The sequence below is a fragment of the Novosphingobium sp. BL-S-34 genome, from assembly GCF_056857015.1.
Window position 1 is genome coordinate 665572 of the sequence record NZ_CM166472.1, and the last position, 20870, is coordinate 686441.

The 20870-nt window shown below is 64.8% G+C and carries 22 protein-coding genes; 6 read left to right on the forward strand and 16 right to left on the reverse strand.

All coding sequences use genetic code 11. The annotated features are described in order from the left end of the window. Positions 1–3 precede the first annotated feature (3 nt). On the forward strand, positions 4–669 hold the full coding sequence (locus tag AC1VV3_RS03105) for a 2OG-Fe(II) oxygenase (RefSeq protein WP_134092973.1): 666 nt from the start codon (positions 4–6) through the stop codon (positions 667–669). Between the two features lie 128 nt (positions 670–797). On the opposite strand, the gene AC1VV3_RS03110 is transcribed toward AC1VV3_RS03105, so the two are convergent. The 4 genes from AC1VV3_RS03110 to AC1VV3_RS03125 form a co-directional block, all read right to left on the reverse strand. Then, complete coding sequence (locus AC1VV3_RS03110; RefSeq protein ID WP_134092974.1) at positions 798–1379, reverse strand: DUF1003 domain-containing protein; 582 nt, start codon at positions 1377–1379, stop codon at positions 798–800. 20 nt (positions 1380–1399) lie between these two features. Next, a complete protein-coding gene (locus AC1VV3_RS03115; RefSeq protein ID WP_431567439.1) occupies positions 1400–3034 on the reverse strand; it encodes a lysine--tRNA ligase in 1635 nt (544 codons plus the stop codon). Positions 3035–3211: 177 nt separating this feature from the next. After that, the gene (locus tag AC1VV3_RS03120; protein ID WP_134092975.1) at positions 3212–3505 is read right to left on the reverse strand and encodes a DUF2218 domain-containing protein; all 294 of its coding nucleotides are present in this window, start codon (positions 3503–3505) and stop codon (positions 3212–3214) included. Next, positions 3502–4149, reverse strand: coding sequence for a PadR family transcriptional regulator (locus AC1VV3_RS03125; RefSeq protein ID WP_431567438.1), 648 nt, complete (start codon positions 4147–4149; stop codon positions 3502–3504). The genes AC1VV3_RS03120 and AC1VV3_RS03125 overlap by 4 nt, the downstream gene beginning before the upstream one ends. Positions 4150–4161: 12 nt before the next feature. On the opposite strand from AC1VV3_RS03125, the gene AC1VV3_RS03130 reads away from it, so the two are divergent. From AC1VV3_RS03130 to AC1VV3_RS03140, 3 genes are all read left to right on the forward strand, one after another. Further along, positions 4162–4359, forward strand: a complete 198-nt coding sequence (locus tag AC1VV3_RS03130) for a hypothetical protein (RefSeq protein WP_431567437.1) — start codon at positions 4162–4164, stop codon at positions 4357–4359. Positions 4360–4460: 101 nt separating this feature from the next. Then, the gene (locus tag AC1VV3_RS03135; protein ID WP_431567436.1) at positions 4461–7235 is read left to right on the forward strand and encodes an ATP-dependent DNA helicase; all 2775 of its coding nucleotides are present in this window, start codon (positions 4461–4463) and stop codon (positions 7233–7235) included. A 24-nt stretch (positions 7236–7259) separates the two neighbouring features. Beyond that, entirely contained in the window at positions 7260–7805 is a 546-nt protein-coding gene (locus tag AC1VV3_RS03140; protein ID WP_132262983.1) for a SixA phosphatase family protein, read from the forward strand. A gap of 30 nt (positions 7806–7835) precedes the next feature. Here AC1VV3_RS03140 and AC1VV3_RS03145 read toward each other — a convergent pair whose 3' ends face one another. The 5 genes from AC1VV3_RS03145 to rpmF form a co-directional block, all read right to left on the reverse strand. Next, positions 7836–8276 (reverse strand): MerR family transcriptional regulator, encoded by a 441-nt coding sequence (locus tag AC1VV3_RS03145; protein ID WP_431567435.1) that lies wholly within the window; start codon positions 8274–8276, stop codon positions 7836–7838. 41 nt (positions 8277–8317) lie between these two features. Continuing rightward, positions 8318–8611 (reverse strand): integration host factor subunit alpha, encoded by a 294-nt coding sequence (locus AC1VV3_RS03150; protein WP_132262987.1) that lies wholly within the window; start codon positions 8609–8611, stop codon positions 8318–8320. 113 nt (positions 8612–8724) lie between these two features. After that, positions 8725–9693, reverse strand: coding sequence for a beta-ketoacyl-ACP synthase III (locus AC1VV3_RS03155; protein WP_132262989.1), 969 nt, complete (start codon positions 9691–9693; stop codon positions 8725–8727). After that, positions 9693–10754 (reverse strand): phosphate acyltransferase PlsX, encoded by a 1062-nt coding sequence (gene plsX, locus AC1VV3_RS03160; RefSeq protein WP_132262991.1) that lies wholly within the window; start codon positions 10752–10754, stop codon positions 9693–9695. Before plsX ends, AC1VV3_RS03155 begins: the two co-directional genes overlap by 1 nt. A 27-nt stretch (positions 10755–10781) precedes the next feature. Next, a complete protein-coding gene (rpmF, locus tag AC1VV3_RS03165) occupies positions 10782–10961 on the reverse strand; it encodes a 50S ribosomal protein L32 (protein ID WP_132262993.1) in 180 nt (59 codons plus the stop codon). 161 nt (positions 10962–11122) lie between these two features. Here rpmF and AC1VV3_RS03170 point away from each other — a divergent pair, with 161 nt between their 5' ends. Further along, positions 11123–11515 carry an MAPEG family protein gene (locus AC1VV3_RS03170; protein ID WP_132262994.1) on the forward strand — a complete coding sequence of 131 codons (393 nt, stop codon included), beginning with the start codon at positions 11123–11125 and terminating at the stop codon, positions 11513–11515. A 62-nt stretch (positions 11516–11577) separates the two neighbouring features. Here AC1VV3_RS03170 and AC1VV3_RS03175 read toward each other — a convergent pair whose 3' ends face one another. Then, on the reverse strand, positions 11578–12270 hold the full coding sequence (locus tag AC1VV3_RS03175; protein ID WP_431567434.1) for an MBL fold metallo-hydrolase: 693 nt from the start codon (positions 12268–12270) through the stop codon (positions 11578–11580). A gap of 70 nt (positions 12271–12340) precedes the next feature. Continuing rightward, the gene (locus AC1VV3_RS03180; protein ID WP_431567433.1) at positions 12341–12991 is read right to left on the reverse strand and encodes a S24 family peptidase; all 651 of its coding nucleotides are present in this window, start codon (positions 12989–12991) and stop codon (positions 12341–12343) included. Positions 12992–13271: 280 nt separating this feature from the next. On the opposite strand from AC1VV3_RS03180, the gene AC1VV3_RS03185 reads away from it, so the two are divergent. After that, a complete protein-coding gene (locus tag AC1VV3_RS03185; protein WP_431567432.1) occupies positions 13272–13667 on the forward strand; it encodes a hypothetical protein in 396 nt (131 codons plus the stop codon). 57 nt (positions 13668–13724) lie between these two features. On the opposite strand, the gene AC1VV3_RS03190 is transcribed toward AC1VV3_RS03185, so the two are convergent. The 5 genes from AC1VV3_RS03190 to fsa all read right to left on the reverse strand — a co-directional run bounded on the left by AC1VV3_RS03190 (position 13725) and on the right by fsa (position 20805). Further along, positions 13725–15398, reverse strand: a complete 1674-nt coding sequence (locus tag AC1VV3_RS03190) for an acetolactate synthase large subunit (protein ID WP_431567431.1) — start codon at positions 15396–15398, stop codon at positions 13725–13727. Positions 15399–15496: 98 nt separating this feature from the next. Further along, on the reverse strand, positions 15497–16435 hold the full coding sequence (locus AC1VV3_RS03195) for a D-2-hydroxyacid dehydrogenase (protein ID WP_431567430.1): 939 nt from the start codon (positions 16433–16435) through the stop codon (positions 15497–15499). Between the two features lie 121 nt (positions 16436–16556). Next, positions 16557–18008, reverse strand: coding sequence for a cysteine--tRNA ligase (gene cysS / locus AC1VV3_RS03200; RefSeq protein WP_431567429.1), 1452 nt, complete (start codon positions 18006–18008; stop codon positions 16557–16559). A gap of 140 nt (positions 18009–18148) precedes the next feature. Beyond that, positions 18149–19975 carry a cobaltochelatase subunit CobT gene (gene cobT, locus AC1VV3_RS03205; RefSeq protein WP_431567428.1) on the reverse strand — a complete coding sequence of 609 codons (1827 nt, stop codon included), beginning with the start codon at positions 19973–19975 and terminating at the stop codon, positions 18149–18151. Positions 19976–20154: 179 nt separating this feature from the next. Continuing rightward, on the reverse strand, positions 20155–20805 hold the full coding sequence (gene fsa, locus AC1VV3_RS03210; protein WP_132263009.1) for a fructose-6-phosphate aldolase: 651 nt from the start codon (positions 20803–20805) through the stop codon (positions 20155–20157). Positions 20806–20870 lie beyond the last annotated feature (65 nt).

The following is a 20870-nucleotide window of genomic DNA, read 5'->3' on the forward strand; positions in this document are numbered from 1 at the left end:
ACGATGCCGAACTCCGCCCATCCTGACTGCGACGCCCTGGCCAGGATCGGCATCTCCGTGCGCGAGCGCCTGGCCGGAAACACTGCCTTTTCTCGCTTTCCCGTGGAAGGTGCGGAAATCTACAGGGCCGCCGAATTCCTCAGCGAGGCGCATTGCCGCCATGTCATCGGCCTGATCGATGGCGTCGCCTGCCCTTCGCGCCTCGTCGACGAGGACGACTGGGACGGCTACCGCACCAGCTTCTCGGGCGACATCAACCCCCGCGACCGGATCGTCCGCTCGCTCGATGCCCGGCTCTGCAAGCTGACCGGAATCGATCCCGGCCACGGCGAGTCCACCCAGGGCCAGCGCTACCACCGGGGCGAATTCTACCACGATCACTGGGACTGGTTCGACACCGATGCCCCCTACTGGGGGCACGAAAGCCGCAACGGCGGCCAGCGCAGCTGGACGGCGATGGTCTACCTGAACGCAGTGGACGAAGGCGGAACGACGGATTTCGTCCATCTCGACCTGAAGGTCGCGCCTGCCGCGGGATCGCTGCTGATCTGGAACAATGCGCTTCCGGACGGCACACCCAACCCGCTGACGATGCACGCGGCGCGCCCGGTGGTGAGCGGGGTCAAATATGTCGTGACGAAGTGGTTCCGGGCGCGCCATTGGCGCTGAGGTCCAAGGCTAACTTCTCTGTTGCCGATCGGCATTGGCAGGGAGGTGTCAGCCGCTTTCGCGACTGTCTCCCGCGCGACTGGTACCGACCGACACAGCGAGAGACTGCGAGGCTGGCGTTCGAAAGACTATCCGCAGGTATGGCCGCCGTCGGCTTGGGACTGACTGCCGCTCGGCGCCTGGCATTCCTTGCCATCTTCGGCAGAGCGACGCGCTTCGAAATACTCGGCGAACCGGTCGAAACGGCGGTGCAACCGGATGATCTCCAACTGCGTGCGGAGGTTCACCTCGTAATCGTGGCGCGCCGTGATGCGATCCTTGTCGGCCTGGCGGTTCTGGCTCATCATGATTACCGGCGCCTGGATCGCGGCCAGCATCGAGAGCATCAGGTTCAGGAAGATATAGGGATAGCCGTCGAAGGGCCTGATACCCAGCGCCTGGAGGATCGTGCTGTTGAGCAGCATCCAGCCAAGCAGCACCACGGCAAAAGCCATGATGAAGCCCCAGCTGCCACCCACCGCCGCCACCCGATCGGCCAGACGGTCCGCGCGGGTGGCATGGGTCGCGGCCAGTTCGTCGGCATCCAGCCCGATCACCGTACCCGAGGCGATGCGGCAGAGCACGCGCTGCTCCTCGCCTCCCAGTTCCGCGAAATTGCGCCCGAGCAACTCTTCGGCAAGTTCCTCGGGCGTTCGCGGATCCTTGTGCATCGCCGCCTCGATCCCTGACGTCAGCCCGCCGCGGAAAGAGCCTCGGCGATCAGCTTGCGCGTTTCCGGCACGCCGTAGAGCGCAATGAAGCTGCCCATGCGCGGGCCCTGCGAGGAACCGAGAAGCGTTTCGTAAAGCGCCTTGAACCAGTCCCGCAGGCTTTCGAACTGATAGGCCTCGTTCTTGCCGATCTCGTAGACCACGTTCTGCAGCGTTTCTGCCGTGGCTTCGGGGCCGGCCTTTTCCAGTTCGGCGTCGAGCACGGCGAGCGCTTCCGCCTCATTGGCGGTGGGCGCGCGGCGCTGGAGGGTGGGCGCAATGAAATCGCGGTTGGTGGCAAGCGCGGCCCGCACCATCTCGCCGAGTTCCGGGTGCGCCTCGGGCGTGGCGTCGGCCACATAGTTACCGAGGTAGGACCAGACCTGGTCGGCCGTCGCATCGGCACCCAGCACGCCCACCAGGTTGAGCAGCAGCGAGAACGTCACCGGCACGGTATCGCCCGCGCCTTCCGTGGCTTCGCCCTGGTTGCCGCCCGCCGTGCGCAGCAGGTGCCAGACCGGATTGCCCAATTGCTTGTCGAGCGCCTGTCCGGCCAGATTGCCACGGAACTGCCAATACTCGTCCACAGCCTTGGGGATCACGCCGACATGAAGCTGCTTGGCGCTCTTCGGTTCGCGGAACAGGTAGAACCCCAAGGACTCCTCGGTGCCGTACGTCAGCCACTGCTCGATGGTCAGGCCGTTGCCCTTGGACTTCGAGATCTTCTCGCCATTCTCATCGAGGAACAGTTCGTAGATCAGCCCTTCCGGCTTGCGGCCGCCCAGAACCTGCACGATCTTGCCGGACTGGGTGACCGAGTCGGTCAGGTCCTTGCCGCACATTTCGTAATCGACGCCCAGCGCATACCAGCGCATCGCCCAGTCGACCTTCCACTGGAGCTTGGCCTTGCCGCCGAAGGCCGACTGTTCGACCACGGTGCCGTCCTCGTCCGTGAAACGGATCAGGCCGGTGGCGGGATCGAGCACTTCGACCGGCACCTGCAGCACGACGCCGCTGGTGGGCGAAACCGGCAGCACCGGCGAATAGGTCTTGCGACGCTCCTCGCGCAAGGTGGGGAGCATGACGTCGAGGATGGCCTGGTTGCACTCCAGCACCCGCGTCAGCGCGGAATCGAAGGCACCGGAATTGTAGCGATCGCTGGCCGAGACGAATTCGTAGTCGAAACCGAAACGGTCGAGGAAATCGCGCAGCATCGCATTGTTATGATGCGCAAAACTCTCATGCCCCTGCTCGCCTTCATGGCCGAAAGGATCGGGAATGCGGCTGAGCGGCTTGCCGAGATTGGCGGCGAGCACTTCGGCGTTGGGGATATTGTCCGGCACCTTGCGCAGCCCGTCCATGTCGTCCGAAAAGGCGACAAGGCGCGTGGGCGCGCCGCCCGTCAGCGCTTCGTAGGCACGGCGCACGAGGGTGGTGCGCAGAACTTCCTGGAACGTGCCGATATGCGGCAGGCCCGAAGGACCGTAGCCAGTCTCGAACAGCACGGGCGCGCCGCCGGGTTTGCCCTGAGGAAAACGCTTCAGCAGCTTCTGGGCCTCCTGGAAGGGCCAGGCCTTGGATACGCGTGCGGCTTCGATCAGGGCTTGTTCAGTCATGCAGCGCTCTTTGGCGAAAAGCGCGCATTTCGCAAGGGCGAAGGCGCAAGCACGGCCTGTGAAATTGCCGCGCCCCGGACTCGATCGGCAGCCGCTATCGGCCTGGAGGCGCCTTGCGAAGGGCAAAGCGCGCCCGGACCAGCAGCCCCGGATCGCCCCCGGGATGCGGTGTGGAGTTCAATCTTCCCGCCACTGCCAATCGTAGGCCAGCGGCGCCTCGCGGAAGGCGAAACGATCGATGTGGCGGGCGACCACGTCGGTCAAACCCTCGACATCGCTGCGGTTTTCGCCGGTGATGGCGATGGAGATACCCTCCCCGTCGGCCGCCATGGTGGCAACGGCCGTGGGGAAGGTCACCGTGCCGGTATCGCCTTCGACTTCGGTCTGGAGCTTGTGGCTCCAGTGCTTGCAGAGCTGGCGGACGTACTTGCCGCCATTCTCCGTGGGCACGCGGGCTGCGATCGTGCTCAACCTTCGATCCTTTCGATCTTGCGGGTCGCCTCGTCGAGGGCATCGGCGATCTGCAGGATCACCTCGCGATTGGCGCCGTCCTTGGAGAGACGGTCGAACATGGCGATCTTCAGCGCATGCATCGCGCGGCGGACCGGGGCAGGATCGACCTTCTCGCGTGCTTCGGCCAGCGCCGAGAGACGCAGCTTCAGCGCAGCGGCCTTTTCGGCATCGGCATCGGCCTGGGTCCGGCCCTGCTCGGTCGCTTCATAGGACTTGCGCGAACCTTCCTCGGCAGTCGGAGCGATCAGCCCCGATTCCTCCATGTACGTCAGCGCCGGATAGACGACACCCGGGCTCGGCGCATAGTCGCCGCCGGACAGCGTCTCGATCTCGCGGATCAAGTCGTAACCGTGGCGCGGCGCCTCGGCGATCAGCGCAAGCAGGAGCACCTGGAGTTCGGCCTGATCGAACAGCCGCTTGCGGCGACCGCCACCGGGGCGACCTCCGAAGCCGCCACCAAAACCGCCGCCGAAGCCGCCCCCGAAGCCTTCCCCGCGGCCACCACGACCCCGTCCTCGGCCACCGGGGAAGCCGTCTTCGAACCCGTCGCCATCGCGGCCGAACGGTCCGCGGGCCATGCCGAAGCCGCCGCGCCCGCGCATGCCGTGTTCTTCATGGCGATGACCGCGATGAGCGCGATGGCCGCATCGGCCGCCGCCCCGCTCCATGTCGTGTTCCATGCCATCGCGCATGCCGCGATCACGGCCGAAGCCGCCATGTCCGTAAGGGTTGTTGATGTTTCTCATTTCATCTCTCTTGTTTCTCATGATGGCCACAAGATATATCTTAAATCGATCTTCGCAAGACGCTAAAATGTATCTTGATGTATTTTCCTGCCGGAGCGCCGGGTTTTCGACCGCGGGGCAGGTTCAGAGGTTTCCCTTTTGTCCGCGCCTTGCCTAAGACGATCACCATGGCCGCCCTGCCCCTCCCCGCCCTTCACGCCAGCCATGGCGGTTCCTGGATGCGCGACGGAGCCGGCAGAACGCGTCCCGTTTCCAAGGGCGAGGCGGTCATGTCGGCGGCGGACACGCCGCTGCTGATTCTCAACGCTCCGCTCATCGCCACGCGTCTCGGCTATCCCGATCTCTCGGGGCTCGACCTGCTGGAACTCTACGCCTTCATGCACCCGGCCCGGTTCGTGGTGCCGACGCCCAAGGGCCTTGCCCATGCGCTTGGCCTCGCAGAACCGAAGGACGATGCCGACGTGCCGCGCCTGCTTCAGGAAGCGGCCGGCGCCCTGCTCGACATTTGCGAGAGTCCCCACTGGCCCGAGCGCGAAGGCGCCTGGACCGCACTGCAATCGCTCACCCGCATGCGCTGGCCCTGGGCTACCCTGCTCAACCCGCGTGTCGCCCGGCCCGAGCGCGCCGAACGCTGGCTCTTCACGCGCCTGCCCGAATGGGAGGAGAGCCCGGAACTGCCCCAGCCCCGGCAAGTCACGCTGGAACGCGGCGAAGTGCTGCAACGCCTTGCGGAGCTGACCGGCAGCGACGCGGAGCAGAGACCGACCCAGCAGGCCTATGCTGCCGAGGCCGCCGCCGCCTTCGCCCCGCGCCAGTCCTCGGGCCGGCCGCACGTCCTCCTGGCCCAGGCCGGAACCGGCATCGGCAAGACGCTCGGCTATCTCGCGCCGGCTTCGCTCTGGAGCGGCTTGTCGGGCGGCACCACTTGGGTTTCCACTTACACCAAGGCCCTGCAGCGCCAACTTCGCAAGGAAAGCCGCCGCGCCTGGCCGGACCGGCGCGCGGACGGCTCGCGGCCCGTCGTCGTGCGCAAGGGGCGCGAGAACTACCTCTGCCTGCTCAATCTGGAAGATGCGCTGCAAGGCGGTTTCGCCGGCCGCGCGGCGATTCTCGCGCAGCTCGTGGCGCGCTGGGCCGCCTATACCCAGGACGGCGACATGATCGGCGGCGACCTGCCGGGCTGGCTCGGCACGCTGTTCCGCCAACGCGGCATCACCGCGCTCACCGACCGCCGCGGGGAATGCGTCTATGCGGGCTGCCCGCATTATCGCAAATGCTTCATCGAGCGCGCCGCGCGCGCCAGCGCCGGGGCGGACCTGGTGATCGGCAACCACGCGCTGGTCATGATCAACGCCGCACGCGGGCGCGATCACGCCGCGCGTCCCACGCGCATCGTCTTCGACGAAGGCCATCACGTCTTCGACGCCGCCGACTCGACTTTCGCGGCAGCCCTCACCGGCAGCGAAGCCATCGAACTGCGCCGCTGGGTGATCGGTCCCGAGAAAGCCTCGCGCGGCAGACGGCGCGGCCTCTCCGCCCGTCTCGCCGATGTCGCCAGCTACGATGAAGCCGGCGCCAAGGCGATCGAGGCCGCGCGCGCCGCCGCCGAAGCGCTTCCCGGCGACGGCTGGATGCAGCGCCTGACCGAAGGTGAGCCTTCCGGTCCGATCGAGGAACTGCTCGCGGCGGTACGCGCCACCGTCTACGCGCGCGACGAAAGCGGCGGACAGGAGGCCGGCTACGGCCTCGAAACCGAAGCGGCGGGGCTGGAGGGCGCCTTCGCGGAAGTGACCGAGGCAGCGCGCGAGGCGCTCGGCGAACTGCGCCAGCCCCTCGTCCGGTTAGGGCTGCGCCTTGAAGCCCTGCTGGAGGACGGACCTGACTGGCTGGACGGCCAGGGCCGCGCCCGGATCGAAGGCGCGCGCCAGTCCCTGTCCTGGCGCGTCGACTTGTTGCTCGCCTGGGAATCCATGCTGGGCCGCCTCAATGGACCCGCCGATCCCGAATTCGTCGATTGGCTCGCCCTCGATCGTTCCGAGGCGCGCGAATACGACGTCGGCATTCATCGCCATTGGCTGGACCCGATGAAGCCCTTCGCCAGCGTCGTGCTGGAACCGGCCCACGGCGTCGTCATGACTTCGGCGACGCTGCGCGACGGCGAGAGCTGGGACAAGGCCATCGCCCGTTCCGGCGCCGCCCATATCGAAGTGGCGCCCCGGCTTTCGGAGCATCTCAGCCCGTTCGACTATGCCGCACAGGCCGAAGTGCTGATCGTCAACGATATCCCGCGCGGCGATATTCCGGCGCTGGCCGGGGCCTATGCGCGGCTGATCGAATCGGCGGGCGGCGGCGTGCTCGGATTGTTCACGGCGATCCGGCGCCTGCGCGCTGTCTACGGCCGCATCGCCGATCGACTCGCCCGCGCGGGCCTGCCGCTCTATGCGCAGCACGTCGATCCGATCGACACCGGCACCCTGGTCGACATCTTCCGCGACGATCCGGCCGCTTCGCTGCTGGGCACCGATGCCCTGCGCGACGGAGTGGACGTTCCCGGAGAATCGCTGCGACTGGTCATCATGGAACAGGTTCCCTGGCCGCGCCCGACCATCCTGCACCGCGCGCGCCGGCTGGCCGGCGGCGGCTCCTCCTATGACGACAGCCTGATCCGCGCCAAGCTGGCCCAGGCTTTCGGCCGGCTCATCCGCAGCCGCGGCGACCGCGGGCACTTCGTGGTATTGTCTTCGGCATTCCCCTCGCGGCTGCTCAGCGCCTTCCCGGCCGGCACGCCGGTGCTCCGCATTTCGCTGGAGGAAGCCTTGCAACGCGTGAGCTGGAATGGTTCAGGAGAGAACAGTTCAGCAGGGAGCAGTTCCGGGGGGAGCGAAAAACCAGACGAGGCAGCCGGCACCGCCGAAGCCCCGCCCAGCCAACCGCCCATTTGACCGATCAGCGAACCGAAAGCCTCGATGAAAACCCTCGGAATCCTAAGACACGCCAAATCGGACTGGCACGATGCCCGCCTCCGGGACTTCGACCGCCCGCTCAACGGGCGCGGCCGCAAGGGCGCCGCCCTGATCGGCCTGCACATCCGCGACCACGCCGTGGGCTGGAAGCGCATCCTCGCCTCCCCCGCCGTTCGCGTCACCCAGACGATCGAATTGGCCGGAGAAGCCGCGGGCGAAATGCCGCCGATCACCTGGGATCGCCGGATTTACCTTGCCAGTTCCGCCACCTTGATCGACCTCCTGCGCGAACAGGCGGGCGATCCGCGCTCGATCATGCTGATAGGGCACAATCCGGGCCTCGAAGACCTGATCTTCGATCTCGTGCCGGACGACGGCAGCAGCCCGATGCGCGATGTGGTCGAGGAAAAATTTCCCACCGCCGCTTATGCCGTGGTGGAACTGGACATCGAATCCTGGGACGAGATCGCCGAAGGCACAGGCCGGCTGGTGCATCTCACCCGCCCACGCGACCTCGACCCCGAACTGGGGCCCAGCGCGCTGGATTAAGCCGGAACGCGGCGTACCGCCTCGGCCCTGTCAGGCCGCGGCCAGCGCCCGTGCCAGTCGAAGGCGAATTCCGAGCAGTTCCTGAATGAAGGAATCGGACGCGCCTGCAGGCGCCGCCTCCGCGAGTCGATCACTCACGGCGCCGGTCTCCACCGATGCCGGCTCCTCAAGAGCCATGCGCGCACCGCGCAAGGTATAGCCCTCGCGATTGACCAGTCGGTCGATCTCGGCGATCAGCAGGACGTCTTCCGGCCGGTAATAGCGACGATTGCCGCTGCGCTTGATCGGTTGAAGGGCAGGAAACTGCTCTTCCCAGTAACGCAGGACATGCTGGCGAATGCCCAATGCCTTCGTCACTTCACCGATCGTGCGCAGCGCATCGTGCGCCTTGCCGTCGTTGAAGACCCCCGTCCCGGACGCTCCATCATTGACGATGGTCGCTTCCGGACGGTTCGCTTCGATCGCAGTCATGGCAGAATTCTCCGTATAACCAACGTGATGCCGGAACCGGATCAGTCGGTAATGCGGTCCTTCAGCATCTGACTGGCCCGGAATGTCATGACCCGGCGAGGCGTAATCGGCACCTCCACGCCGGTTTTCGGATTACGGCCGATCCGTTCGCCCTTGTCGCGAAGCAGGAAAGTCCCGAACCCGGAAATCTTGACATTTTCGCCCTCCGAAAGGGCTTCCGACATATGCTGCAGTATAGCTTCGACCATCGCAAGCGACTCGGATCTGGACAATCCCAGCTTCCTGTGGATGGCTTCAGCGATTTCGGCCCTCGTCAATGTGTCCGTGGAGCGCATAAGTCCCGCATCCCCTCCGTGCGACAACCCCCCGGACAATATTATGAAAAAATGCGGGAAAAGCAATGCTCCCCCACATCAGTTCACCCGATCCTCCATAACGGAGCACCGAATCAGATCCGAACGACGCTTGCGCCCCAGGTGAAACCGCCGCCCATCGCTTCGAGGACGACAAGATCGCCCTGCACGATGCGGCCGTCGCGAACGGCCTGGTCGAGCGCCAGAGGCACCGAGGCAGCTGAAGTATTGGCGTGCTGGCCCACCGTCATCACGACCTTTTCGGCCGGCAGATTGAGCTTGCGCGCCGTCGCATCGAGGATGCGGGCATTGGCCTGATGCGGCACCAGCCAATCGATATCGGAAGGAGAATGTCCTGTTTCCTCAAGGACTTCCTTGAGAACTTCGGCCAGGTTCACAACAGCGTGCCGGAAGACCTCACGGCCCTTCATGCGCAACTTGCCCACGGTGCCGGTCGTCGAGGGACCGCCATCGACATAGAGCAGTTCGTTGTGCGCGCCATCGGCATGAAGCCGCGTCGCCAGGATACCGCGCGAACCCTCTTCGCCCTGCTCCTGCGCTTCGAGAACGATCGCCCCGGCGCCGTCTCCAAAAAGAACGCAAGTGGTGCGATCTTCCCAGTCGAGAATGCGGCTGAAGGTTTCCGAACCGATGACGAGTGCCCGCTTGGCCATGCCGGTGCGGAGCATCGAATCGGCAACGCCCACTGCGTAGAGGAAACCGGAGCAGACGGCGGCAACGTCGAAAGCGATTCCGCCGCGGCAGCCGAGGTTGTTCTGGACGATCGTGGCCGTGGCCGGGAACGTCTGGTCAGGGGTGGCCGTGGCCAGCACGATCAGGTCGATCGACGAAGCCTCGAAGCCGGCCGCCTCGATGGCCTTGCGGGCCGCATCGGTGGCCAGGCTAGAGGTCGTTTCGTCAGGCGCGGCGATGTGGCGATTGGAAATGCCGGTACGCTCGACGATCCATTCGTCGCTGGTGTCGACGCGCTCGGCGAGTTCGGCATTGCTGACCGCGCGTCGCGGCAGGGCCGAACCCGTACCGACGAGAACCGAACGAATCATCAGGCACTCTCTTCCTGGACGCGAGGCTTGCGCAGGGACGTCCCGCCCAGACGGGCAAGGTCCGCGGAAATCCGCTCGGTCACGTTTTCCTCCAGGAGGCGCGCGGTAACCGCCACGGCATTGGCGACGCCTGCGGCGTTCGCACCGCCGTGGCTTTTCACCACGATGCCGTTGAGGCCCAGGAAAACCGCGCCGTTATGATTGTTGGGATCGAGGTGATGCTTGAGCAGCTCGGTGGCCGGCTTCGAGATCAGGAAACCGATCTTCGAGCGCAGCGAACTCGAAAAGCCGCGGCGCAGCAAGTCTGCCACGAAGCGCGCCGTGCCTTCGACAGCCTTGAGCGCGACATTGCCCGAAAAACCGTCGGTCACGACGACGTCCATGTCCCCGCGGCCGAGCTTGTCGGCTTCGGTGAAACCGTCGAACGAGATCGACAGGTCGGCGGCCGAGGCCTTGAGCATCGCCGCAGCGTCGCGCAAGTCTTCGGTGCCCTTGGTTTCCTCGGTGCCGATGTTCAGCAGGCGCACGCGCGGGTGCTCGCGGCCCGTGGCGACGCGGGCATAGGCAGCGCCCATGATCGCGAACTGCACGAGATTGCGCGCATCGCACTCGGCATTGGCGCCGAGATCGAGCATGACCAGGTCATGATCTTCCAGAGTCGGCAGCAGGGCAGCCAGCGCCGGGCGATCGATGCCGGGCATCGTGCGCAACGCGAGCTTGGAAATCGCCATCAAAGCGCCGGTATTGCCGGCACTGACGGCGGCTCCGGCGTCACCCGCCTTCACCGCCTCGATAGCGCGTCCCATCGAGGTGCCCTTGGCCCGGCGCAATGCCTGGCTGGGCTTATCCTCGCCACTGATGACGCCTTCAGTGTGCAATATCTCGGAACTTGCCCTGAGATTCGGATGACTTTCGAGCGCGGCCTTGATCCGCGGCTCGTCACCGACCAACAGGAACTTGAAGCGATCGTGACGACGGCGCGCGAGAGCAGCGCCTTCAATCATGACGCGCACGCCCTCGTCGCCGCCCATCGCATCGACAGCGATACGCGGCAAACTCATGGGCAACCTCCGAAAATCGTCTTGGTCTTAAGCTTCGACCGCGACGATCTCACGACCGTTGTAGTGGCCGCAAGCGTTGCAGAGGTTGTGCGGGCGCTTCAGTTCGCCGCAGTTCGGGCATTCGTGGAATGCTTCGACCTGCAGAGCATCGTGGCTGCGGCGCATGCCCCGGCGGGACGGGGACGTTTTTCTTTTAGGGACAGCCATTTCGGCACCTGTTCCTGGAATTGAATGTCAAAAAGGCCGCCGGAAACCGTGTTCGCGGACCGGCGGCTTGCGAAGGCGCGCCTATAACCGATTTCGCACGAGTTGCAACCCGTTCCTCCCCGCAGCATGAACGTGAAATCCACCTAGGGGGAATTCGAACCATGATTCTGCAGACAACTTTGTGCCTCGCGGCCGCGGCCGGCGTGATTACCTTCTGGCATATAGCGCGTATCGGCCAGATGCGCATGCGGGAAAAGGTGCTGTTCGGCGACGGAGGCCACGATCCTCTCGCGCGGCGCATGCGGGCGCAGCTCAATTTCGTGGAAAGCACGCCTTTCGTGCTGATCCTGGCCGCAGCGATCGAAATGACCGGAAAGGGCGGCATCTGGCTGGCCATCGTCGGCTCGCTCTTCATGCTGGGCCGCGTGTCCCATGGCCTGGGCATGGACATCGACAGGCCCAACCCGCTGCGCATGGTCGGCGTTCTCGTAACCGTCCTCACCTTGGCCGGACTGTCCGCCGTGGCCGTGCTGATCGCCCTGGGGTGGTTCTAAAACGAAAAGGGGCGGTGCACCGGCACCGCCCTCCTATAATAGCGTGAGGAATGGCACAGCCCTCAGCCCGGCAAGCCGTGCTCCAGCGCCGCGTCGCCGACATAGGGATTGCTCGCCCGCTCGTCTCCGAACGTGCTGATAGGTCCGTGGCCCGGGACGAACGTCACTTCGTCACCCAGCGGCCAGAGCTTCGCGGTGATCGATTCGACCAGATCCTGAAGATTGCCGCGCGGGAAATCCCACCGGCCGATGCCGCCCTTGAACAGCACGTCCCCCACCATCGCGAACTTGCTGGGTGCATGATGGAACACGATGTGCCCCGGCGTGTGCCCCGGGCAATGGACGACATCCAGTTCCAGCTCGCCCACGGTCACCCTGTCGCCGTCTTCGAGCCAGCGATCGGGCTCGAACGTCTCGGCTTCCATGTTCCAGCGCGGACCGTCGTCGTCCAGTTTGGATATCCAGAACCGATCCTCTTCGTGAGGCCCCTCGATCGGGACGCCCATTTCCTTCGCGAAGATTCCCGCCATGCCGCAGTGATCGAGATGGCCATGGGTGACGAGTATCTTCTCCAGCGTCACCCCGGTCTTTTCCAGAGCCTGCCGCAGCTTGGAAAGGTCTCCTCCCGGATCGACGAAGGCACCGCGCATGGTCCTGGTGCACCACAGCAGTGAACAGTTCTGCTGGAGCGGCGTGACGGGAATGATGCCGACACGCATCGACTGTTCCTGAGGCTTCTCGCTGGTTTGGGTCATGGCTGCGGAAATGGCCGCAAGCCGGGAGGAATGCAACCTTGCGCCCCTCCCCGTCAGGCCTGCGAGCCGTTCAGATTCGCCCGCCCTTCCACACGACGCGGCCGATCACCTCGATTTCCTGGAGATCGCATTCGATAGGCCGATAGGCCGGATTATCGCTCAACAAGGCGATGCGTCCGGCCCGCCCGGCCTCCAGTCGCTTCACCAGCACCGTATCGTCGAGTCGGACGACATGGATGCCGTCCCGCAGCGGCCGCCAGTCGCGGTCCACGAGGATCTCGTCGCCATCGCGCAGCACCGGCTCCATCGAATCGCCGCTGACCACGATGGCCGACAGCATTTCCGGGCGCAGCCCCATCGAACGCAGCCAGCGGGGGGAGAAACGGATCGTTCCGAACACGTCCTCCCCGTCCGGCAAGGCGCCCGGCCCCGCGGAGGCGCCGATCGAAAGACGCGGAACGTCCACCCAATCACCGGCGTAGGAATTTCGGTCGCTTACGTAGGATTTTTCCTTCGATTTCCCGAATTCCGATTCGTCCACTCCGAAGAACCGTGCAAGCTGGCCGCGATCCCCCTCCTCCAGCTTCCTCGGACTGCCTTTTCTTATAAATTGCTGAAGATAAGTGGTATTTTTTCCGATCATTCGCGACAGGGACGAGAGGCTCGCACCGCGTTCCTCGGCAAGTTCCAGCAAACGGCGGCGAATTTCGGCGTTTTCCATAATGTAATCCTAGTCGTAGGAAATTTCCTAGACAAGCCCCATTCGGTTGGAACATATTAGGAACACGAGTCGCGAATCTCACTCACCGGAGCCCAAAGTTCCATGCTTTTACGCCAGATAGAGCGCTTCCTGCGCCTCACCCGGATGCCGTGGACCAAGTTCGGGCGCCTCGCTGCACACGATCCGCGATTCGTCGGCGATTTACGCAACGGGCGCCGGCCCCGCGCCGGGACCGCGGCACGCATCCGACTTTTCATGACGACTTACCTGGAGAGCCCACATGCACGTTAATTTTGCCCATGACCGCGCGATGCTCGCATCGGCTCGACAGGCCCTGGGCGACGGTGCGCAGCGCTATGCGGCGCGCGGACCATGGCTGCCCTTGATTGCGGCCCTGCTCAAACTCGCCGGTTCCCGCGCCGAGTTCCTGCGCCACGCCGAACGCCCCTGGACAAGCGCCACTTTCGCCGGCTCTCGCCATACGGTGGCGCTGACTTTCGCGGGCGAGGACGCCATCGAGGACGGAGAGAACCTGATCGCGGCTCTGCCCGACCATGAATTCACCATTTCCGGCCACCTGGTGGCGGACGCGGTGGTGACCGAAGCCGACCACCGGGCAGGTCCGCCGCCCAGCCTGACCGTGGAGATCGAACTTCTGCTGCTCGAAGACTGCTGATCGGGAAAAAGCCACGCTGCGGGAAGGCAGGCGCGCGCCCTGCCTTCCCGTTTTCATTCAGAGGGCCAGCGAAAGCTCCCTGATCTCGCTGTTCAGGATGCGATCGTTTTCCGAATAGTCGACCGGGCAATCTATCACATGGACGCCCGGTGTATCGCGGCAGTGGGCCAGCAGTGTCTTGAGATGGGCCGCGCTCTCCACCCTGTGGCCGCTGGCGCCATAGCTCTCTGCATATTTCACGAAGTCGGGGTTGCCGTAAGTCAGCCCGAAATCGGCAAAGCCCATGTTGGCCTGCTTCCAGCGAATCATGCCATAGGCATTGTCGTTCAGGATCAGCACGGTGAGGTTGAGGCCCAGGCGAACCGCCGTTTCCATCTCCTGGCTGTTCATCATGAAGCCGCCGTCGCCGCAGACCGCGAAGATCTTGCGGTGCGGATAGACCATCGCGCTGGCCATGGCAGACGGCAGCCCTGCTCCCATCGATGCCAGCGCATTGTCGAGCAGCACGGTATTGGGCTTGGACGCGCAATAGCCGCGGGCAAACCACAATTTGTAGACGCCGTTGTCGAGGCAGACGATCGCATCGTCAGGCAAGGCGCTGCGAACCTGCTTCACGAGATGCGCCGGGAAGATCGGGAAGCGCTCGTCGGCAGCCAGCTTTTCAGTATGCTCCACTTCGGCCTGGCGATAGCCGAGCATGGCATCGAAGTTCCATTTCGCCGACGGCGCGATGGCTTCCTTGATCTGCCATACGGCGTTGGCGATATCGCCGATCACCTCGATGTGCGGGAAATAGACCGGATCGACTTCCGCGGTCTTGGTCGAGACGTGGATCACCACGCGGTCGTTCCGCGTACCGTCGTTATGCATGAAGAACGGCGGTTTCTCGATCACGTCGTGGCCGATATTGACGATGCAGTCGGCGTCCTCGATCGCGCGGTGAACGAAATCGCCCGAGGACAGCGCCGCGCAGCCCAGGAAGCGCGGATGGCGCTCGTCGATCACGCCTTTGCCGAGCTGCGTGGTGAGGAAAGGAATTCCGGTCTTCTCGACGAATTCGCCCAGCATCTTGCTGGTCATCTTGCGGTTGGCGCCTGCACCGATCACCAGCACCGGGCGCTTCGCCTTCTGCAGGGCCTCCACCGCCTGTGCGATCGACTTCGCGTCAGCCGTCGGCCGCCTCACCGTCGAGCGCGGAATCGGGCGCGAATCGGTATATTCGTCGGCAATGTCCTCGGGCAGTTCGACATGGGTGGCGCCGGGCTTCTCTTCCTCGGCGATGCGGAACGCCTCGCGGACGCGGCTCGGGATATTGTCCGAACTGGCCATCTGGTGCGCGTACTTGGTGATGGGCTGCATCATCGAAACGACGTCCAGGATCTGGAAGCGCCCCTGCTTCGATTTCTTGATCGGCTTCTGCCCGGTAATCATCAGCATCGGCATGCCGCCAAGCGTCGCATAGGCCGCGGCGGTCACGAAATTGGTCGCGCCCGGGCCGAGTGTGGAGAGGCAGACGCCCACTTTCCCGGTATGGCGGCCATAAGTGGCCGCCATGAAGCCCGCCCCTTGCTCGTGCCGGGTGAGGATCAGCCGGATCTGTTTGGACCGCGAAAGCGAATCGAGGAAATCGAGGTTCTCCTCGCCCGGAACGCCGAAGATATATTCGACGCCCTCCGCCTCCAGGCATTCGATGAATAGATCGGACGCCTTGCGCTTGTCGCTCTCTGCCATGTGCATCTTCCCTCCGCTTGATCCCGAATTTCAGGTCGTAGTGTCAGGGCATGTGGCGAAGAATTCAACGCCGGGCATCTGGCCAAAGTAGTGGCCGGTCAATAACCCCGCGACAGATCGACGACATGGTCCAGGGGCTCGCCGCGCACGAAGTGCTGAAGATTGGCGAGAAATCGCGCCGATCCGCGCTCGTACAGGGTGTCCTGCGCCCGGCCGGCCAGGTGCATCGAAATATGGATATTTTCGCGCGACCAGAGCGGATGGTCGGCCGGAAGCGGCTCGGGTTCCGTCACGTCGAGGAAAGCGCCGCCCAGATGGCCCGAGTCGATGGCGGCCAGCAGGGCGTCCTGATCGATCACCGTCCCGCGCGCGAAGTTGAGGAAGACGGCGCCGGGCTTCATCGCGGAGAACTCCGCCTCACCGAACATGCGCTGGGTTTCCGGGGTCGAGGGCACGACGGCGATGACCCAGTCGAATCGGCCGAGTTCCGCGCGCCAGGCATCGGATGCCAGGTCGCCCGGTCCCGGACGGCGGCGCACGCCCGTCACGTCCGCACCGAACACGCGCAGGAGTTCGGCGATCCGGCCGCCGATCTCGCCGGCGCCGACCACCAGGACTTTCGAATCCAGCAGTTCGCGCTTGCCCGGCGGCTGGGCCAGCCACTGGTGCCGATCTTGCGCCCGCACCACCTCGCGCCAGCCCTTGGCGACCGACAGCATCCCCATCACCGCGTATTCGGCCACCGACTGCGCATGAATGCCCGAACCGTTGGTAAGCTGGACGCCGCGCTCCACAAGGAGCGTCAGGGGAAGCCAGTCGACCCCAGACGACAGCGCCGTGTACCAGGTCAGCTTGTCTGCAGCGGCAATGAACTCGGCCGCGATGGCAGGCGATACGGGATCGAGCCAGGCGATCTCCGCGCGCGGCGCCAGTTGCAGCAGCTGCGCATCGCTTTCGAACCAGAGCGGCTCCACACCCTCGGGCAAGCGCCCTTCAAGAAGGGCACGCGACTTGGCGTTGATCACGGCGGCGGTCATGGACGGACTCCGATTGGCGGCCTAATTCAGGCCTTTGCACCTTGATCGGGATGGCCAGCCGGGATGACAAGGGGGCCTGGCCCGCGCTTACTGCAAGCCCTGTCCCGCCCCGCTCAAGCGGTCAGCCGAGCTTCCATTCCCAGCCCAGCGGATCGCCGTCCATCACGTCCACGCCCTTCGCGGCCAGCGCGTCGCGCAGGGCATCCGATGTCGCGAAATCCTTCTGCGCGCGCGCTTCCTTGCGCTGGACGAGGACGCTCTCGATTTCGGCCTCGGTGATCTCGGCCGCCTTGGGCCGAAGGCGAAGATCGGCGCGGCTGGTGCCGAACAGGTCGAGACCCAGCACCGCGTCCATCGCCTCGATCACGGCCCGCTTGGCGCCGGGATCGACTTTCTTGGCGGCCAGAACGTCTTCCAGCGCGGTAAGCGCCACGGCGGTGTTCAGATCCTCTCCCACCGCCTTCTCGAAAGTTTCGAGCATGGGCGCGAGCTTGGGATGGCCGGCATCGCCCGGCTCCACGTCGCCCAGTCGCTCGATCACGATGATCATGCGCTTGAGGCGAACCAGCGCGGCGGCCAGCCCATCCCACGAAAATTCCAGCTCCGAGCGATAGTGCGCCTGCAGGCACATCATGCGGTAGCCGAGCGGGTGGTAGCCCTTGTCGATCAGCAATTGCAGCCGCAGGAATTCACCCGAGCTCTTGCTCATCTTGCCTGAGCGTTCGACCAGAAAATTGTTGTGCATCCATATCTTGGCACCGGAATTTGCGGCCATGTCGAGGCCATTGGTGCAGCAGAATGCCTGGTTCTGGGCAATCTCGTTGGGGTGATGGATCTCGCGGTGATCGATGCCGCCGGTGTGGATGTCGAAGGGAAAGCCGAGCAAGTCGCCGGACATCACCGAGCATTCGAGATGCCATCCCGGAGCACCTTTGCCCCAAGGCGAATCCCATTCCATCTGGCGCGTCTCGCCCAATGGAGTCTTGCGCCATATGGCGAAGTCCGCCGCATTGCGCTTGCCCGCGACAGCCTCGATGCGCCCCTCCCCCTCGTCCGTGACGGCCCGGGCCAGGCGGCCGTAGTCGGACACGGTGGAAACGTCGAAATAGAGACCACTTTCCAATTCGTAGCAGTGAGTTGGAGCTATCTTCTCGGCAAATTCTATCATCTGCGGCACATAGTCGGTCGCGATCGACCACTTCGCCGGCTGACGGATATTGAGCGCCTTGATGTCGGCCCAATAGGCCTGGGTGTAATGGGCCGCGATGTCCCAGATGGACTGCGCCTGGGTGCGCGCCATCTTCTCCATCTTGTCCTCACCGGCATCGGCGTCGTCGGTCAGGTGGCCGACATCGGTGATGTTGATGACGTGCGTGAGCTTGTAGCCCTTGTGGCTCAGCGTCCGGCCGAGGATGTCCGCGAAGACATAGGCGCGCATGTTGCCGATATGGGGGTAGTTGTAGACCGTCGGCCCGCAGCTGTAGACCCGCGCCTCGCCTTCATGGACGGGCTGGAACGGCTCCAGCTGGCGGGTGAGGCTGTTGAACAGGGTAAGGCTTTGGGTTTCGGTCATGCGCCGCGGCATAAGCGGCTGGCCGAGGCGAGGTCAATCCTTGAGGACGCCGACCCGAACGGATCCCGATAACGGGAAGCTCCCGCGCAAGCGACGCCCTGAAGAAAGGCCGGCAGTCCCGGACCAGGTCCGGGACGCCCTCATTTCCTGCCCTTTTCCTCTTCGAACAGTCCGGCGAGCTGTTCGATCATGGTCCCGCCGAGCTGTTCGGCGTCCATGATCGTCACGGCGCGGCGGTAGTAGCGCGTCACATCGTGGCCGATGCCGATGGCGACGAGCTGGACCGGGCTCTTGGTCTCGATCCACTCGATCACGCGGCGAAGGTGCGCTTCGAGATAGCCCGCGGAGTTCACCGATAGCGTCGAATCGTCCACCGGAGCGCCATCGGAGATCACCATCATGATCCGCCGGTCTTCGGGCCGGGCCAGCATGCGGTTGTGCGCCCAGAGCAGCGCCTCGCCGTCGATATTTTCCTTCAGCAGGCCCTCGCGCATCATCAGGCCCAGATTCTTGCGCGCCCGGCGCCACGGCTCGTCGGCCTTCTTGTAGATGATGTGGCGAAGATCGTTGAGGCGGCCCGGATGCTGGGGGCGCCCGTTCGACAGCCAGGATTCGCGGCTCTGTCCGCCCTTCCAGGCGCGCGTGGTGAAGCCCAGGATCTCCACTTTGACGCCGCAGCGCTCCAGCGTGCGCGCCAGCACATCCGCGCTGATCGCCGCGATCGAGATCGGACGACCGCGCATCGAGCCGGAATTGTCGAGCAGCAGGGTGACGATCGTATCCTTGAACTCGACATCGCGCTCGATCTTGTAGGACAGCGACTGTCCGGGCGAGACGACCACGCGGGCGAGCCGCGCGGCATCGAGCATGCCCTCTTCCTGGTCGAAGTCCCACGAACGGTTCTGCTGGGCCATGAGGCGGCGCTGGAGCCGGTTGGCAAGGCGCGTCACCACGCCCTGCAACCCCTTGAGCTGGGCATCGAGATAAGCACGCAGACGGGTCAGTTCCTCGTCGTCGCACAGTTCGGAAGCGACCACCACTTCGTCGAAGGCCTCGGTGAAGACCTGATAGTCGAAGCTGTCGGGAATGTCGGTCCAGGGTCGGTTCGGGCGCACGGGCATCATGCCCTCCTCGCCTTCCTGTCCCTCTTCGCCGTCGTCCATCTCGTCCGAGTTCTCGCCCTCGGCCTCGCTCTCGCCCTCGTCCTGACCGCTCGACGGCTCGGCGGCCATCTCGGTGGACTGCTCCTCCTTGCCGCTTTCGTCGCCGGTTTCGTCTTCCTCGGTCTCCTCGTCGCCGTCCATGTCCTCGGACTCTTCGGGCGGCTGTTCGATCTGCTCGGCCTGGGTCATCTCCAGGTGCATGAGCATGTCGAGCGAGAGCTTCTGGAAGGCTTTCTGGTTCTCGATGGAATCGGCCAGCGCCTCGAAATCGTCACCCGCCTTCGATTCGATCCAGCGGCGGACCATGTCGACGCCGAACTGGGCCGATTCCGGCACTGGCTGGCCGGTCAGACGCTCGCGCAGCATGAGCGCCAGCGCGGTCGGGATCGGCACGCCGTCCGGGCTGTCCGCCCGCGAGATCGGATCGCTGGCGATGCGCGCTTCCAGCGAGGCATCGAGGTTGGCGCGCATGCCCTCGTAGTGATTGGCGCCCAGCGCCTCGTAGCGCACGGCCTCCACCGCATCGTAGCAGGCCCGGGCCGAAGGATCGGCGGGCGCATTGCGCATGTGCAGCCTGTCGTTGTGATGGCGCAGCCTGAGCGCGAAACTGTCGGCATAGCCGCGCGCCTGCATGGCGGCCGCCTGCGGAATCGAGCGGCCCGGCATCGGCACGCGGAACGTCTGGCCGGTGGAGCTTGGAGCGTCGGCGGTCCAGTTGACCTCGACTTCGGCATCCTGCGCGATGGCGCGCGAAGCGCCAGTCAGGGCCAGCTTGAAGCGATCGACGGGTGTTTCATCGGACATGACCGCTCAATGGCGACATAGTCCGCCGGGTGCAAGCCGGGAAGGATCGGTTGGGAGCAAGAGGTCGTCCCGGACGCGGTCCGGGACGACGATCCATGCTGCCCTGACCTCGGGCCGGAACGGCTTCAGATCAGAGCGGCGTCAAGTCAGAGCGACGTCAAGTCAGAGGGACGTCAATTTCAGAGCGACTGGCCGGTCTTGGCCCAGTCGGCCATGAAGCCTTCGATGCCCTTGTCCGTGAGGACGTGCTTCACGAGGTTCTTGATGACGGCCGGCGGCATCGTCGCGACGTCGGCGCCGATGCGGGCGCATTCGAGGACGTGGACCGGGTGGCGGATCGAAGCCGCGAGGATCTCGGTCTCGAACGCGTAGTTGTCGTAGATCAGGCGGATGTCGCGGATCAGGTCCATGCCGTCGAAGCCGTTGTCGTCATGACGGCCGACGAAGGGCGAGACGAAGCTCGCGCCGGCCTTGGCTGCGAGCAGGGCCTGGTTGGCCGAGAAGCAGAGCGTGACGTTGACGAGCGTGCCGTCGCTGGTCAGCTTCTTGCAGGTCTTCAGGCCGTCGATGGTGAGCGGCACCTTGATGCAGACGTTGTCGGCGATCTTGCGGAGGATTTCGGCCTCGCGCATCATGCCTTCATGGTCGAGCGCAACGACTTCGGCGCTGACCGGACCATCGACCAGACCGCAGATTTCCTTGGTGACTTCCAGGAAGTCGCGGCCGGACTTGGCGATCAGCGAGGGGTTGGTGGTAACGCCGTCGAGCAGGCCGGTGGCGGCCAGATCGGCGATGTCGTTGGTGTCTGCGGTGTCGACGAAGAACTTCATGGCGCGGTTCCTGTGGGTGCGGGGCTGCGACGGGCGGCGTCGCGCTGCCCGTCGATTCTGGCGCC

Excerpts from the sequence above, each read along its gene's own strand:
- AC1VV3_RS03105 (WP_134092973.1), top strand. The coding sequence starts at position 4 with ATGCCGAACTCCGCCCATCCTGACTGCGACGCCCTGGCCAGGATCGGC.
- AC1VV3_RS03110 (WP_134092974.1), bottom strand. The coding sequence starts at position 1,379 with ATGCACAAGGATCCGCGAACGCCCGAGGAACTTGCCGAAGAGTTGCTC.
- AC1VV3_RS03115 (WP_431567439.1), bottom strand. The coding sequence starts at position 3,034 with ATGACTGAACAAGCCCTGATCGAAGCCGCACGCGTATCCAAGGCCTGG.
- AC1VV3_RS03125 (WP_431567438.1), bottom strand. The coding sequence starts at position 4,149 with ATGCGCGGGCGCGGCGGCTTCGGCATGGCCCGCGGACCGTTCGGCCGC.
- AC1VV3_RS03130 (WP_431567437.1), top strand. The coding sequence starts at position 4,162 with ATGGCGATGACCGCGATGAGCGCGATGGCCGCATCGGCCGCCGCCCCG.
- AC1VV3_RS03135 (WP_431567436.1), top strand. The coding sequence starts at position 4,461 with ATGGCCGCCCTGCCCCTCCCCGCCCTTCACGCCAGCCATGGCGGTTCC.
- AC1VV3_RS03140 (WP_132262983.1), top strand. The coding sequence starts at position 7,260 with ATGAAAACCCTCGGAATCCTAAGACACGCCAAATCGGACTGGCACGAT.
- AC1VV3_RS03145 (WP_431567435.1), bottom strand. The coding sequence starts at position 8,276 with ATGACTGCGATCGAAGCGAACCGTCCGGAAGCGACCATCGTCAATGAT.
- AC1VV3_RS03150 (WP_132262987.1), bottom strand. The coding sequence starts at position 8,611 with ATGCGCTCCACGGACACATTGACGAGGGCCGAAATCGCTGAAGCCATC.
- AC1VV3_RS03155 (WP_132262989.1), bottom strand. The coding sequence starts at position 9,693 with ATGATTCGTTCGGTTCTCGTCGGTACGGGTTCGGCCCTGCCGCGACGC.
- plsX (WP_132262991.1), bottom strand. The coding sequence starts at position 10,754 with ATGAGTTTGCCGCGTATCGCTGTCGATGCGATGGGCGGCGACGAGGGC.
- rpmF (WP_132262993.1), bottom strand. The coding sequence starts at position 10,961 with ATGGCTGTCCCTAAAAGAAAAACGTCCCCGTCCCGCCGGGGCATGCGC.
- AC1VV3_RS03170 (WP_132262994.1), top strand. The coding sequence starts at position 11,123 with ATGATTCTGCAGACAACTTTGTGCCTCGCGGCCGCGGCCGGCGTGATT.
- AC1VV3_RS03175 (WP_431567434.1), bottom strand. The coding sequence starts at position 12,270 with ATGACCCAAACCAGCGAGAAGCCTCAGGAACAGTCGATGCGTGTCGGC.
- AC1VV3_RS03180 (WP_431567433.1), bottom strand. The coding sequence starts at position 12,991 with ATGGAAAACGCCGAAATTCGCCGCCGTTTGCTGGAACTTGCCGAGGAA.
- AC1VV3_RS03185 (WP_431567432.1), top strand. The coding sequence starts at position 13,272 with ATGCACGTTAATTTTGCCCATGACCGCGCGATGCTCGCATCGGCTCGA.
- AC1VV3_RS03190 (WP_431567431.1), bottom strand. The coding sequence starts at position 15,398 with ATGGCAGAGAGCGACAAGCGCAAGGCGTCCGATCTATTCATCGAATGC.
- AC1VV3_RS03195 (WP_431567430.1), bottom strand. The coding sequence starts at position 16,435 with ATGACCGCCGCCGTGATCAACGCCAAGTCGCGTGCCCTTCTTGAAGGG.
- cysS (WP_431567429.1), bottom strand. The coding sequence starts at position 18,008 with ATGACCGAAACCCAAAGCCTTACCCTGTTCAACAGCCTCACCCGCCAG.
- cobT (WP_431567428.1), bottom strand. The coding sequence starts at position 19,975 with ATGTCCGATGAAACACCCGTCGATCGCTTCAAGCTGGCCCTGACTGGC.
- fsa (WP_132263009.1), bottom strand. The coding sequence starts at position 20,805 with ATGAAGTTCTTCGTCGACACCGCAGACACCAACGACATCGCCGATCTG.